Source organism: Streptomyces sp. NPDC043812 (assembly GCF_056436245.1).
Genome location: NZ_JBWKCY010000037.1, coordinates 40,937 through 55,539, shown reverse-complemented (window position 1 = coordinate 55,539; position 14,603 = coordinate 40,937). Strand labels below are relative to the sequence as shown.

Here is a 14,603-nt window from a genome sequence, read left to right as displayed (position 1 = left end):
GGGGGTGCGGGGGTGTTTCGTAGTGGTGGCGTGGCTAGAGTCTGGGTTCTGTCCCCATGTCCCCTGCCTGTTGGGCGGGGTGATGGGGTGTCGGGTGGTGTGGTGGGGCCCCTGTCGGGGCCGAGGGGGACGGGGTGGGGTGACGGTACCGGTACGGCGGTACGTGCCAGGGAGCCGCCGCCCCGTTCCGGGGCGCGGGTGCGGAGTGCTTGTCTGCTGCCCTGACGGGCAGGCCACTCCCCTATTTCCGGCACGCACCGGAATTCCCCCGCACAGACACGCCGGCCCCGAAATTCACACACGGCCTTACGGCCGAAAACCGGGACCCAGAAAAACCCGCCGAGGGGGCGCAGCGTCCACCCGAACAATTCCCCACACCACCACCTGACGCCCCCTCAACCAAACCTCAGACCTGACGGCACATCAGAGGAAATTCAAAGGGATCGGAGCGCCACAAGAAAGGCAAAGCGAAGGGGCGCAAGAAAGGGGGCAGGTAAAGGAAAAGGCCCCTTTCGGGGCCTTGGCTTTCAACTCCAGTGGGCTACACAGAGTGTGACAGGGTGTAGGAATACAGTCGGTCGATCTCGGTGAATCCGGATTTCTCGTAGAGAGAGTTGGCGGCGGAGCGGTCGCGTTCGTCTCCGGGTGGTGCGTCGTCGTCGACGTAGAGGATCACCTCTTTGGCACCGAGGCCGGTGAGCATGTCGAGGGCCGAGCCGAGCATGGCCTGACCGAGGCCTCGTCCCCTTGTCTCGGGCTCTACCTCGATCCACCACAGGACGCCGATCCCCTGGTAGGGGAGACCGACGACCGCCTCTGCGACGACACGGCCCTCCTCCCGCAGCTCCAGGCGGCGGGCTTCCTTGCCCCCGGTGTCCGGGCTCACATGAACGTGTGTCAGGTGGGGCAAGTCGTGGGCAGGCAGATCAGCCCGCATGTACCGCCACAGCCGCTCGCCGGTGAACCCTGCCCGTTCGAGGGCGTGGACGGTGGCGGTCCGGTGGTGGACCGGCAGGGCTTCCAGCCCCAGGGACAGGGCCGAGGCGAACTGGAACGCTTCCACACGGCGGGGAGCGAGCGCAGCGACGGCGTGACGGATCAGAATGTCGGCGGTCGCCTCGTCTTCCCGGCAGTGCAGCCACAGCAGTTGGCCGGTGTCGTCCTTGGGGCGGATCACGTACGAGACAACACCCACGACGGCCCCGGTCGTGTCGACGGCTACCTGTGCAGCCGGCCTTTTCAGATCGGCCCACCAGCCTGCGTCGATCGGGGACCGGCCCCGCAGAGCGTCGCTCAGCATCGCGCCGGTCGGCTCCGGCTGGCCGGGCAGCCGGTCCGCGCTCACCAAGCGCAGCACGTCGGATTCGTCGGCAGGGGTGTAGTGGCGCAGCGTCACGCCGAGTGCGGGGCTCACGGTTACGACCATGGCCGGGTGATTCCTTTCTGTCCAGCAGCCCGTAGGGCGGCGCGGGAGCCGCCCCACGGGCCTTTGATGGGTTAGATGACCGCTCCCCGATCGACGGCTCCCAGAAGCCACTGCTCGACGGCGGACAGGGCCAGGAGGAAGGCCGTGTCCTTCTCCCGGATCAGCGCAGCCCGGTCGATCAGGCCACACTCCACCGAAAGGAGCGGGGCACGGGCATCAAGCGCAGCCGCTTCACCTGCCAGGGCGGTGGTGAAGTAGGACTTCCGGCGGGGCAGTGCAGCAAGCGCATGCCGGGGCATGAGCGACAGCACCAGCCACTTGCACCGCCAGTAGGCCGTGGGCGCGTCGGGCCGGTAGCGGGCCGCGACGGGCACCGCGAACGCGGCGGAAAGGAACCCTTCCGTCAGGAACGGCGACGCCTCCGGTACCGGGCCCGCCGCACCGATCACCTCGTGCGGCCAGAACGCGTCAACCGCGTCAGCATGCGCCCACGAACGCCCCCTGACCGCGTGATCGCTGATCCTCCCCTCCACCCACGCCCGGCCCCACGCAGTGGCGTGCCGCCGGTACGGCTCCGCCAGAGCAGGACTGGCCGTGGGCGCTGTCCACTCCGGCCAGTTGACCGCCCAGTACGCACGTGCACTGACACCACCGGGCGCGCATCGGGCCAGAACAGCAGCCGCCTCCCCGGCCGTACCGGGCCCGGACCGGCCCACGTCCCGCAGATACCGCCACGCCGCCCGCGCGCCGTACCGCCGCGCGATCTCGGCCGTCGCGTAGCGCGGCACACCCAGCAGCTCGTCCGAACCCACTCCCGACAGGAGCACACCCACACCGAGACGCTCCGCCGCCTCCGAAAGCGCGGCGTTCACCTCGGGCAACGCGTCCAGCCTCGGCCCCGTGGGAGACCACACCGGCTCCGCGCGGTGGCGGCCGGGGTCGATCACTACCGACTCGACACGGCCTGAGAGCCCGAGATCCGACAGGAGCCGCTTCACGACCGGGACGCACGATCGGCCCTGGTCGTCCTTGTGGTCGCCGGTGAAGGCGATCACGCGGCGGCCTTCTGCCACCTCGCAGACGTGCAGGAGCGTGGCCAGGGAATCCAGCCCACCGGACAGCGCCACACCGATGGTGTCGGCATCCGCCGTCAGCGACCGGACAGACTCGGCGAACGCGGCCCGCAGACCCCCAGGATGGAGAGCGGGCACGATGGGGCGCATAGGGAGCCGCTCGACTCCGCGCCACAGACTGACCGGGTAGAACTCCCCCGTCAGCGCGGGCGGGGCCAAAAGCAGCCCCACCGCATGCAGATCGACCCCCGGGACGGGGCCGGACAGGTCCAGCGGGTTCGCCGCTGTCCGTCCGTCCCCGCCCCGGAAGCCCCTTACCAGGGGCGAGATCACCGCTGCCGGAGCGCCATCAGGTTGCGGACAAGGGCACGAGCAGCCGCCGCGAGGCCACGGCGCGGCTCGTCGTACAGGGCCCCCTTCGAACCCTTCGCGTACTGACCATCACCCGGATGCGACTTCGTGGACATGTACATCAACTCCTCTGTGAGTGTGGTGCTTCGGTTTCGCTGACCGACTGCCACCGCCGACCAACAAGACAACTATATCCCATGCGCATCATAGAAGCAAGGGGAAACGGCCCGCCGGACGAACAACTACCGCAAGCCACAACAGATTTGAGCAGCCAGAGGCGGGGCACGGCCGGGGCGGTGCCGCCGCCCCCAGGTGCGCAGCACCGAAAGGCAAAGGGGACCGGCAGCACGAAGCAACGGAGCGAGGCGCGCAGCGCCCCCGCCGACCGGCCGACCGGCCTCCGCAGCGCGTGAGAGCGCACAGCGCTCGGACCGGACCGCAGCCACCGGGCGCGCAGCCCGGCGAGGCGGGAAGCGAGGAACCGGAGCGCGGAGCGCTCCGGGACCGCGCAGCGGTCTGCCGCCCTCCGGGCGCGCAGCGCCCCGGCACCCGCACCGCGGGGAAAACAAAAGACCCCTACGCCCGGTCGGCGGCGCAGCGGGCCGGGAAGGATCAAAAAAGGGAGCCGCGTCCACTGAAGCCCACACCACCCACAGCGCAGCGGCACCACACACTCATCAACACCCCGCCCCGAAAGCAGGCGCAGCACCAAACGCACCCACACCACCAACCGCGGGGCCGGCCGTTGGCCGGCTGGGGGAAGCCCCCTGACGGGGGCATCGCGGGTGGCCGGGGACGGGCCCCTGACGGGTCCCGCGAGCGCCAGAAAGGGGCGCAGTGGGGGTCGGGCTGCCCCCTGCCGGGGGCGGGACAGCCCGGCTGGACCCTTGACAGCCACAGCCCGCTCTGACGCGGGCCGGCCGTCGGCCGGCTGGGAGCTGCCCCCTGACGGGAGCAGCTTGGTGGTCAGGCCCGGGCCCCTGCCGGGGCCCGGAAAGACGGGTGCGGGCGAGCCGGGCCCCTTAGGCCCCATCTCCTGCCGTCCCGCCTCTACCTCGGTACGCCCGGCCCCGAGACGGGGGTCTGACACGCGGTTCCGGTTGTTCGAGTCACTTCTGCTTCCACGCAGGGAACTGGCGGCGGCGCGGTGGAGTTCTCCGCCTGCGCCCCCATAAGCAGGATCAGCAGTGTGACGACGACCGCGCCAACGGTGATGGGGCCAGCCAAGTCCTTCCACTTGTACGCGGCGTACGCCGCAAGAACGCCGACCAGGAGCAGCACAATGCCCTGGAGGCTGAAAAACGCGCTGTCGTTCAACGCAGTGCCCTTCGGCCGGGGCCTGCTCGCCGGGCATGAGAGTCGGGGCGAGCAGGCCACAACATCGCCCCTCGCCGAACGGCAAGGAGCCCTGCACCTCCTCAGACGAGGTGCAGGGCTCGAAAAACAAAAGGACCCAGACCTCTCCATTGAAGGAGCATCTGAGCCGTCGGGGGTTCGCTAAAAGATGTCTACATGATCGAGAACGGCCTCGCTACCCCGCGAGCCGGTTTGTCTTCCCCCCTCGGCCCTGCCCCCTCCTGGACCTGCACACACGGCCGATCCGCTCCCGCCACGGCAAAGCAATTCGTCACTGACGTTACGGGTTCCGCAGAGCCCGAACAGTCACTTCCCCGGAGTGGTGAAGCGAGCTCCCGCACGGCTTCGCCGGCCCGAGTAGAAAGTCCGAGGGCTGCGCATTGCGATCAGCAGGCTCAAGTGGTCCACGGCGGCAGCGAGCTCCGCCAGTTCCTCGTGCTGCTCGCGGTATGTATCGGAGGGCGCGGCCTTGAACATGTCCGCGAGGCGGTCTATCTCGCTGATGACCTCCTCGAGGGGCCGTGGCTCGTTCTTGGCCGACTCGCTCTCCATCCTCGTGCGCGCTCGGCGCATCTCGTACGCACGCTGCCGACAGACCGACGAACAATACACAGGCAGTCGCCCTCTGCCCTTGTACTCCAGTTGCCCCGCACACCAGGCGCACGCTCTCTGCCGAGAGCTCGGTGGCGTCGCTCGCGCACTGTCCTCCCGATCCACACCAACAGTGTGTCGGTCACAGCCCCCAGACGGGTCCCGAGCGCACAGACATGCCACTGCAGGCGCCAAAGAAAACCCTGAAATGCGTATCTCAGGCCGACTTCAAGGGTGCCGGGCCGGGGCCCGTGGGGCCCCCTTGACAGCCCACCGCCCGCTTGGAGCGGGCCCGCCGTCGGCCGACAGGGACTGCCCCCTGCCGGGAGCTTCGCGGGTGACCGGGGACGGGCCCCTGACGGGGCCCGCGAGCGCCAGGAAACGGGCACAGCGAGGGCGGCTCGGGCTGTCCCCTGCAAGGGGCACGTGGAGCTGGCCCCGCCGGTGAGGAACTGCTACCGGGTAAAGAATCCATCGATCACGACCGTGCGGCAGGCGACGTCGGCGCGTCGCCACCCGGTTGAGGGATCGAGGTGCAAGACCGCTGTCATGGGGGCCCGGTCCTCGGCGCGAACCTTGGACTTGTCCCAGCTCGTCTGCTCCAGCGTTTCCAGAGCGGGCGTGAACTGGTACCGATGGCCGTCATAGAGCAGCAGGCCGTCAACCAGCGGCTGTCCGTCCGCCGCCGGGTGGAGGATGCAGGCGAGGGCGATAGGCCTGTCCTTCCACCAGAAGACGCGCCGGTCGGCCGGACTATCTGCTTGGGTCTCCTTGTTCATGGCGATGCCCGTCCCCCACGCCTGGACCAGAGTGCCGCGGACGCCCAGGACGCCCGCAAATTGGTCCAGGGCGACGGTGATCGCGCGCTGAATCTCCGGCTGAAGCACGTCGACGCGGGGGCCTAGATCGCGCAGTGTCCGCCGGACGGCACCGTCGTGCAGGGCAGCGGTCCTCTCCACCTGAACCCATGTGGCCTCTGGGCCCGCGCCCTGGGCTGCCAGCAAAGTGACCGAGTTCTGGTGGTGCTCCACCAGCGTCCGGAAGAAGCGCCGGACCTCTCTGCTCGCGCCGGGCAACTCGGTGCTCAGCCGCGCGCCCGCATCCCCGCTCCGACGCCTGAAAAGTGCCAAGGCCCCTCCCCCTCGCGCCCAGGCCCTCCACCCGAACCCGACCGCGGAATTCTGTCAGGCAGGGAAGCCGTCTGCCGGCGAATCACGCAGGACACATCGATGGCAGCCAGAGCCTCACGGCGCATCTCCCCCACCACACGCTCATACGATCGTGACACTGCGGGCCCGAGGCGGAATCACTTCGTACGCGGACGGTACAGGTACGGCTACCGGGCGATACCTTGGGGCGGTGGATCAAGGACTGCCCAATTCAGAGGCCGCTGAGCGGGTGACGAGCCGGGAGCAGGATGCCGTGCGGCTCCTGCTGCTCATCGACGGGGCATGCGACCCCGTGTCCGACGTCGAACGAGCTGACCCTGGGCTGAAAACTGCTGTGGGCGTTGTCCGCACTCAGGTGCGCTTGCAGAAACTGGACTTCTGGCTCCGCAACCCCGACTACCTCGCTGATGAACTGCTGACGAAGTACGAGGCGAGCGCCGAGGGCCGCCTGCTGGAGTTGGCCGGCCTGATTCTCGATTCTGAGGAACCAGAGGTGCGGTGCTATCCCATGCTGCGGCACCACTTCGGGGCATACGAACCATTGGACGACGCCCTGGCTGTGCTGCGTAGCGCTGGTCTGGTGGCTCGTCGCCGGCGTGGGACCGTCGACCGGGTACGGCAGCACGACTACTTCCTGCTGGAGGCGGGGCGGACCGTCGCACGTGAGGTGATTCAGCAAGCACCCGCCTTCCAGTACTACGTGGACCGGGTGGGGCTGGTGCTGGATCTGGCCGACGGACGTGGTGGCAGCCAACTTAAGAAGCAGCAGTACCTGCAGCGCGAGTACGCCGAGGCCGCCCGCGGTGATCGGATCGGTTCGGTGAGTGTGCGCGCACGGGCGCGGCTGGAGGAGCTGCGCAGGCAGGCAGGGGACGGGGAAGCGGGGGAGCATGGCTGACGAGACTGCGCTGGAGACGCGGATCGCCACGCGCGCGCGGGTGACAGTTGACGAGGTGCGGACGGTGTTCGAGTCCCAGGGAATCCCACTGGGCGCGCCTCCTGCCCGGCCGCGGCCTTTGCGGATTCACCGGCTGCGCGTGGCGGGGGTGCGGACCGGCGCCCTTGAACCCGGACCGTTCGACACCACGTTCAGGTTCGGCGATGGGCTGACGGCCCTGGTGGCGTCGAACTTGCGGGGGAAGTCGAGTGTGCTGGAACTGGTGACCTGGTGCCTGAGGGGTACTCCGCGGGAGAAGAGCGGTGCCATCCACTGGCTGCGCGAAGTGGACCTCGACGCCACGGTGGCGGGCCAGGCCATGGCCTTCCGCCTCGACCTGGACAACGAGGAAGTCACCTCGGCGGTCGCGATGACCGGGCCCGATCTGGCCGTGCTGGAGGCCCGTCGCTCCCCAGACCCAGCGCACCAAGTGCTGCCGCTGTTTCGTGCCGCGAGCTCGGAGAGCTACGCCGAGCAGGTGCAGGCGCTGATGATGCAGTGGATGGACCTGCATCCTCTGATCAGTGCCAATCAGGGGACGTCCGCCGTCGCGCACGGGTGGCCCGCGTACTTCGGGGCCCTGTACCTGCCGGCGGCCCGCTCTTCGGCGCTGCTCGGGGATGTCGTGATGGCCGGTCTGCCGGGCCGCCTCCTGCAGGTGTTCCTGGACTTGCCGGCTGCCGGTGTGCTGACCAAGGTCAAAACGCAGGCGGAACTGATGACCGCCGCCCGCAAACGCCGTCAGACCGCGGCGCAAGCGGCGCAGGATGAGCGTGCCACGCAGCGACGGCAGACCGAGGAGGACCTGGCGACAGCCCGGGCTCGCCTGGAGCAGCGGGCGGAAGATGCACCTGGTTCGGATCAAGAGTCGTTGGCTGATCTGGCCGCGACCACGATGCGACAGGCGACCGTGGTGGCGGACCGCCAGCAGTCGTGGGATGACCTGATGCGGGTGCACCGGCAGGCCAAGAGCCAGCGGCAGCGCGACGAGAAGCTGCTCAACGATGTCCGCGAAAGCGCTATCGCACGCCGGCTGTTCCACGGACTCGACCCGACAACGTGTCCGCGGTGCGATCAGGACATCGCTGCGGACCGGCGCCGGCTGGAGGTCGAGGCGCATAGCTGCGCCGTATGCGCACGCCCCGTCGAGGGCGATGACGAGGCGCCCGAAGACGTCCTGGCCGAGGCCGAGGAACGTGTGCACCTCAGCGCCCAGGCCGAGCGGTTGGCAAAGGACGCCTTGGAGCAGTCGGAAGGTGAGCTCGATCAACTGTCACGCGACCTGCGCACGGCGCAGGAAAGGCTGCGGCGGGCGGATGCGGCCACGCGGGTGCCGGAGTACGCCCAGGCTCGAGAGGAAGTGCTGCGCCTGGAAGGCGCGTTGAGCGTTCTTCCCGAACTGCCTGCCGCTCCCGACGATCCGGCCGAGAACCTGGCGATCAAGGTACTGCGTGCCGGCGTGAAGATCCTTGAGGAGGACCACGCGAAGGAAGCGGACAAGCTGTTCGCGGACCTCAACACAGCGATCTCCGACCTCGGGCGCAAATTCGGTTTCGCCGCACTGGAGTCGGTGAGTATCGACCGTGCGGCGCGCCTGAAGGTGACGTCGGACGGTGGGCATGAGCGCAGCTTCACCGACCAGGTGCCCGGTGAACGGCTGCGCCTGCGGATCGCTGTGATCGTGGCACTGCTGCGCGTGGGCGCGGCACACCAGGTTTCCACACACCCGGGCCTCCTGTTGATCGACAGCCCCAAGGCAGAGGAGATCCAGAACGTCGACATCCACCTCCTGCTGAAGGAACTCAACGACGTGGCGAGGGCGAACCAGCTGCAGGTACTTGTCACGACCGCAGACTTCGGCCTGGCCCACGATGTTCTGCCGCCTGACAAGATCAAGGAAGCGGCAGACGGCAAGCCCCTGTGGTGACACGCACATGAAGGAGGGAGACGGGACATGACGCAGCTCGCCGACCGCCTCAGCGACCTGGCCACCACCGGTACCCGAGCGATCACGTTCCAGCACATCGGGCTGCCCGCGGATGCGGTGCGCGACCAGGTTCCGGACGTTGCAGCCGGCCCGCTCGCCCCCCTCCTGGCCGAGGCAATCGTCCATGCCTACGACGCCGCAGACGGTGCATGGAAGCAGGCGTCAGCCGCGTTCCCCGCAGGGTTCGCCCACCAGAGCAGCGTCCTGGCCCTGACCTCGTCGCTTGAGACCCTCCTGGGCAGCGCCGCCACCACCAAGGCGCTCGCCAAGCCCTTGAACGGAGCTCTCCTCGACGGGCTCACCGAACAGGTCGAGCAAGGCCCACTCCTTGCCGCCGCCCGCCTGGAGGGCGCTGTCAGGCTCGCCGCCTCCGAAGCAGTCCGCCCCTACCAGATCTGGGACATCCTCGAGGAACTGCCCGCCGACGGGCCGGAAGACTTCCTTGAGCGACTCCCCCGCGTCCTGGGCGTGGCCCTGGACTGCTGGGCGCAGCAGGAAAAACGCGTCTCAACCGCAGTGCGGAAGCTGCTGCAGCACCTGTCCGTCGACGAGGCTGCCGACGTCGACGCCATGTTCGAGCTCGGCTGTGACCGCCTTCGGACCGCCCTGTCCTCGACCGACCTGCCCGAGGTGAGCCGCCTCATCAGCGAGGCCCGCTCGCTCTTCGCCGCGGCCGAAGCGGCAGAAGAAGCCCGCGATGACGCTGCCGCCTATCTGGCCGTCTGTGACTCCATCCTCGGCTTCACCGCGAACAACGCTGCCCAGGTGGCATCGGCCGCCGACCGGATCGAACATGCCCTGGAACGCCGCCGGGCCTGGCTGCACGGCACTCACCAGCCCTCATGGCTCCAACCACGCCAGGCAGCCGAGGTCGCCTGGTCCCAACTCCTCATCCAGCTGCGGACCGCTGCGGGACTGCTCGAGGCGGACGTATGGATGGACTCCTGGCAGGCCGTTGACGCGGTCGTCACCGCATACCGAGCTGCCCGCACCATCAAGCCACTCGGCACCACCCAGGAGACTCCAGGGCTGGCCGCGCTGGTCGAACCGGCCGTCGAGGACGGCTTCCTACGCAAAGAGGCCTTCCTCAGCGCCCTGCGGCACGCCGCAGCCCACCCTGAGGGCTCCCCACGCTCCGGCTTCGACACTGCTGCCGCAGCCGCTGTCCTCGCCCGGATCGGCGCCCGCGACTCCCGCAGCCCAGTCAGCAGCGACCCAGACGGCTCAGACGACGAAGACCCCGACGCCGAGGCTGGCAGAGAGCGCCTGTATCGCATCGCGCCGACCGTCGTGCGCCAACTCGGCATGAAGGACGCTCTCCACCTCGCCGCGAACCTCGACGACACCGGTCTCGCGGCCGTCGAAAGCCTCGCCTACGACAATGACGTCGCACGCCTCAACGCCGATGACCCCCTGATCATGCCGCTGCTCGACAACTTCCTGGCGCAGATGTCCGAGCATGAGGCGTTCACAGGGGCCGTCCGGCGGACGTTCAGCGTGTTGGTCACCCAGACTTTGCTGTTCCTCAAAAGCCGATCCGACCTGACCCGCACCAGCCTGCTTGGTCCCGGCAAGAAGGACGACCCTCCCTTCGACTACCGCCGTAAACCTGAGAAGGGGCATCGCGACGCGAACGAGGGCGATCTCCAGCGCGACTTCCACCAGTGGCTGCTGGCCGGTCCCCTGCACAGCGTCGTCCAGGTCGAACCCATCAACATCGGCATGGGCCGCGCCGATGTCATGGTCCACTTCGGGCCCCTGCGCTACCTCACCGAGATGAAACAGGACAGCGACGACAACAGCCACGCTCACATCGAGGCCAAGTACCTCACCCAGGAAGCCGAGTACACCAACGCCAACGCTCCCTTCGGCCAGATCCTCGTCCTCGACCTCACTCCCAAAACCACCAGCAGCGGCACTCTACGCATCGACGAACTCGCCTGGCTGGCCACCCACCGCCCCCGCGGCGCCACCACCAACCGGCTCGTCCTCGCCGGAATCGTCACCGGCAACCGCCTCACCCCCTCCGCCTACTCACGCTGACCGAGGCACCCTCACAAGAGCCCGGGCCGTCCACGCTCCTGGAGGTCACCGCCGGGCGGCCTCCACGCGGGTCGCAGAACCAGCAGCGTCAGTCACCTGTCTGCCCCCGCTACGAACGGCCTGGCCACGGCCGACGGCGGAATCGACGCGAGTGATGGTGATCAAACCGGCTCACCATTCCTTTCGATCAACGGCGCTGATGTCGTAGCTCTGGGTGGCTTCGGCAACCTCGCGTGCACACCGGTACAACGGGGCCTTGACCCGCACGATGGCACTGAGTTCGAGCTCGAACACACACCCACCGCAGGGGCGGGGCGGGATTGTTGTCCCGCCCCGCTGGCGTGGCTACTTGCTCAGGTCGAGCCGGATGGGCATCAGTAGGTGCCGGTAATCCTGACCGACCATGTCGGGCCCCTCGGTGAGCAGCACCGGCTTGCTCGTGAATCCGTCCTTCATCTCGCGGATGTGCAAGGTGATGGTGTCGCTGGTGAACGTGCCGAGCGCGTCCAGGAGGAAGGCGGGGTTGAGGGCGAGCAGGTTGCCGAGCAGGGTGTCGGCGCTTCCATGGGTGATCGTGGACGGGATGGTCATGCCCTTGGTGCGGGCCTGGTCGTCAGCGGTCCCGATGCGCGGGGCGAGGGTGAGGGTTCCGTCGACGTCCCACGCGAAGCTGACGGGCATGCCGTTCTCGCCCTTGGCCTTGATGAGGGCCTGGCACTTCTTCGCGGCCCGCACGACCGTGGCGCGCTCCACGCGGACGGACGTGTCGCACTCGGTCGGGAACAGGCTGTCGTACTTGGGCAGGCTGCCCTCCAGCGGGCGCATCGTGATGGTGGTGTCCCCCATCGACAGGGTGGCCCGGGCGACGACGTCCTTGCCGCTCTCGATGATGCCGATGCCCACCGGGCCGTCGTACGACTTCAAGCGCTTGGCCAAAGGGGCGAGAATCCCAGCCGGGATGAGCGTGGTCAGCGGCTTCTCCAGCGGCTTGACCGTGGCGCTGGTGGGGACTTCGGCGACCGCGAAACGGTAGCGGTCGGTGGCCGCCATCGCGAGCGTCTCGCCCTCCAGGGTCATCTGGACACCGGTGAGCGTCGGCAGGGTCTCGTCGCGGCCCGCCGTGGGCAGCACGCGGTTCAGCTGAGCGAGGAACGTCTGCGCATCCATGGTGGCCATGGCGGGCACGGCCTCCGGCGGGTGCGTGAACTCGTGGATGTCGAGCGCGGTGATCGGCACGGTGATGTGCTCGGTGGCCAGCAGGTCCCCGGCGAGCGAGACCGGCGTGCGGGCAGCGACCGTCTTGGTCTCGCCCGCCACCATCGCGGCGAGCGCCTTCTTCAGCTCCACGAAATCGAGCAGCGAATATCCCTTCGCGGCGGGCGTGCCCACGGGCACCGTGACCGACACGGCGGTCCAGAAATCGAAGGTGCTGAGGGTGAGCCGGTTGCGGCTCGTCTGGATAAGCACGCCGCGCTGTGCGAGCGGTTGAGCCTGAGTCGGTACGCCGAATTCGGCGATGCTCAGCGCCTCGGTGATCTGCGCGTGCATTCCGGCGAAGTGCGCGGTCGGCTTGACGGGCTTCTTTTCGTTCTTCGCGGCAGTCTTCTCGGCGGTGACCTGAGTCTCGGGGTGGGACATAGCTCTCCCTCGGGTTGGGGTGTGCCTTCGGTTCGTTGGCCGACTGCCACCGCCGACCAACAAGACAACTATACCATTCACGAGTCACTAAAGGGGGGTGTTTCGCGGCGGTTTCTGGGGTCAATCTCCGCTGGTCGCCTGGCATATGGGTGACGGGGGCGGGGCACTGCGCGGCGGGCGTCGGCGGTGCCCCGTGGCGCGTAGCGCCGAGGGCAAGGAGGCGGGCAGTGCGGAGCAAGGGAGCGGGGCGCGCAGCGCCCTCAGCGACCGGCTGACCGGCCTCCGCGGTGCGTGAGAGCGCGCAGCGCTCGGTCCGGGCCGCAGCGCAGCGGAGCGCCCGGCACGCAGCAAGGGGCGAGGGCCGCGAAGCGGGCCAGCCCCGGCCGCCGTGGTCCGCCGCGCGGCGCCCCGCCCCCGTCAACGAAAGTGCTGCGCACATGCGTCACTCGCGGCGGTGACAGGACGGGCGAGCATTGACCGAGGGGCGGGTAGGCTCCGGGCATCCGCGAAGCGGCCACCTCAGCGGCCGGCGGATTGTCTCGGCGCCCGCGGCCCGGACTTCATGCTGAGCACATGAACGACTGGGACGGTCCCGATCCGCCGGACTGGCAGCTGTACGTCGTCGGCCGACTGGGGCCCGGCGAAGGGCCGGTCAGTGGTGAGAGCTATGTGGTCTACGTACGGCCGTGCTGGCAGTGCGGAGCGCCGGTCGGCGAGCTGTGCCTGCCACTTGCGCGGGCGCGGCGGTTGCGAGGTGCCCACGCAGCGCGGTACGCGAACCTGACGTCGTACGACATGGAGCGCAACCGGGAGGCTCTCCAGCGGCCGTGCCCGCGATGCGCTGCGGCCGCGGGGGCGATGTGCCGGATGGTACCGATGGACGGGAGCCGGCCGCGGGAGCTGCGGCAGACCGTGCACACGGCCCGCGAGGGACGGCGCCATGGGCTGACGGGACGGGCTGCGCCGCCGTCTGACCTGCGGCGGTTATAGAAATTCGACCGTGAATGAGGCGGCGCAGCAGAGGTCTAGGGCTGGGGCTCGGCAGCTTCCTTGTACGAGACGTGGCCGATCGCGCGGTACGCCTTGTCCAGGCCCTGCTCGACGGCCTGGACGGCTTCGCTGGCTTTGGCGAGGCCGGCGCGGAAGTCCTGCAGCTTCTCCGCCAGCGATGCGCCCCTGAAGTCTGTTTCCAGGCGGTCGCCGGCGCGCAGCCGGTCGATGCCGCCCTCCAGGAGCTCGAGCAGCTGGGGCAGTTCGTGCGCGCTGCGTGTCAGGCCGCTGAGGATCCGGTACGCCTCCAGGGGGTACTCCAGCGGCACGTCGACCAGCCGCCGGGCCAGCTCGGTGTGTGCCTGGGCGGCGTCCATCGCGTACTGCTCAACGCGCTTGTCGTCTTCGATCACGAACAGGCCCTTCTTCGCCTCGGCGAGATGGTGCCGAGTCTGGCATCGGGCGAGGTGTTCCGGGCCGGAACGGCGTATCGCGCGGCAGCGATCGCGGGCTGCCTCGTTCGGCCCAGACTGCGGCCGTGTTCACGGTGTCCCGGCCCGCGACAGGGCAGCGTGGGGAGCGGAGTCCGCCCGGGAGTCCTTCGCACGTCGACCGGGCGGACCACTCTTCGCGGTCCTCAGAGAGCGCGCAAGACAGCAACCACCTTGCCGGGGTCGGGTCATTCCCAAACGAGGCGCAGGGCGCGGGACGGGGACTGTCGCCCGGCCCTCCTGGGAAGCCCCACTGGATGCTGTCGAGGACGATCCGGTGACGTCGTCGAAGCTCCGGGGCGCGCTGGCAAGCCGGCTGGTGAGCCCACCACGTCCACCCGCTCGCAGCGGATCACGGAACGCATGAGGTCAGCCGCGCGTCGGAGTCAACGGGCAGGCTGACCGGGACGATGTCCGCCTCGGGGGTGATGAGCAGGGCGTCGGGCGTGCGGGTCATGGGTGACTCCATCTCTCGCAGAGGTGGGTTCTCGGTGTTGGCCGACTGCCACCGCCGACCAACAAGAGCAAGGGGCAACTGTCATTCCTGGTAG

General features: G+C 68.9%; 12 protein-coding genes. 4 read left to right on the top strand and 8 right to left on the bottom strand.

The genetic code is table 11. The annotated features are described in order from the left end of the window. Positions 1–541: 541 nt before the first annotated feature. From AC067Z_RS35190 to AC067Z_RS35165, 6 genes are all read right to left on the bottom strand, one after another. Positions 542–1,414: a GNAT family N-acetyltransferase gene (locus AC067Z_RS35190; RefSeq protein ID WP_478793705.1), complete on the bottom strand. Its 873-nt coding sequence runs from the start codon at positions 1,412–1,414 to the stop codon at positions 542–544. Between the two features lie 83 nt (positions 1,415–1,497). Beyond that, positions 1,498–2,832 (bottom strand): asparagine synthase-related protein, encoded by a 1,335-nt coding sequence (locus tag AC067Z_RS35185; protein WP_478793704.1) that lies wholly within the window; start codon positions 2,830–2,832, stop codon positions 1,498–1,500. Continuing rightward, complete coding sequence (locus AC067Z_RS35180; RefSeq protein WP_478793703.1) at positions 2,829–2,966, bottom strand: hypothetical protein; 138 nt, start codon at positions 2,964–2,966, stop codon at positions 2,829–2,831. Before AC067Z_RS35180 ends, AC067Z_RS35185 begins: the two co-directional genes overlap by 4 nt. A gap of 934 nt (positions 2,967–3,900) precedes the next feature. Beyond that, positions 3,901–4,167 (bottom strand): hypothetical protein, encoded by a 267-nt coding sequence (locus AC067Z_RS35175; RefSeq protein WP_478793702.1) that lies wholly within the window; start codon positions 4,165–4,167, stop codon positions 3,901–3,903. Between the two features lie 345 nt (positions 4,168–4,512). Further along, on the bottom strand, positions 4,513–4,779 hold the full coding sequence (locus AC067Z_RS35170; protein ID WP_478793701.1) for a hypothetical protein: 267 nt from the start codon (positions 4,777–4,779) through the stop codon (positions 4,513–4,515). A 473-nt stretch (positions 4,780–5,252) separates the two neighbouring features. After that, positions 5,253–5,927, bottom strand: a complete 675-nt coding sequence (locus AC067Z_RS35165; RefSeq protein WP_478793700.1) for a hypothetical protein — start codon at positions 5,925–5,927, stop codon at positions 5,253–5,255. Positions 5,928–6,156: 229 nt separating this feature from the next. On the opposite strand from AC067Z_RS35165, the gene AC067Z_RS35160 reads away from it, so the two are divergent. The 3 genes from AC067Z_RS35160 to AC067Z_RS35150 are packed head-to-tail and all read left to right on the top strand — an operon-like array spanning position 6,157 to position 10,933. After that, entirely contained in the window at positions 6,157–6,864 is a 708-nt protein-coding gene (locus AC067Z_RS35160) for a hypothetical protein (protein WP_478793699.1), read from the top strand. Further along, positions 6,857–8,830 carry a hypothetical protein gene (locus tag AC067Z_RS35155; protein ID WP_478793698.1) on the top strand — a complete coding sequence of 658 codons (1,974 nt, stop codon included), beginning with the start codon at positions 6,857–6,859 and terminating at the stop codon, positions 8,828–8,830. The genes AC067Z_RS35160 and AC067Z_RS35155 overlap by 8 nt, the downstream gene beginning before the upstream one ends. Before the next feature lie 27 nt (positions 8,831–8,857). Further along, positions 8,858–10,933, top strand: coding sequence for a hypothetical protein (locus tag AC067Z_RS35150; protein ID WP_478793697.1), 2,076 nt, complete (start codon positions 8,858–8,860; stop codon positions 10,931–10,933). A 345-nt stretch (positions 10,934–11,278) separates the two neighbouring features. Here AC067Z_RS35150 and AC067Z_RS35145 read toward each other — a convergent pair whose 3' ends face one another. Beyond that, positions 11,279–12,571, bottom strand: a complete 1,293-nt coding sequence (locus AC067Z_RS35145; RefSeq protein ID WP_478793696.1) for a DNA polymerase III subunit beta family protein — start codon at positions 12,569–12,571, stop codon at positions 11,279–11,281. A 573-nt stretch (positions 12,572–13,144) separates the two neighbouring features. Between AC067Z_RS35145 and AC067Z_RS35140 the strand changes: the two genes are divergently transcribed. Beyond that, entirely contained in the window at positions 13,145–13,561 is a 417-nt protein-coding gene (locus AC067Z_RS35140; protein ID WP_478793695.1) for a zinc finger domain-containing protein, read from the top strand. A 35-nt stretch (positions 13,562–13,596) separates the two neighbouring features. Here the strand turns inward: AC067Z_RS35140 and AC067Z_RS35135 are convergent, their stop codons facing one another. Next, on the bottom strand, positions 13,597–13,974 hold the full coding sequence (locus tag AC067Z_RS35135; RefSeq protein WP_366076775.1) for a hypothetical protein: 378 nt from the start codon (positions 13,972–13,974) through the stop codon (positions 13,597–13,599). Between the last annotated feature and the right edge of the window lie 629 nt (positions 13,975–14,603).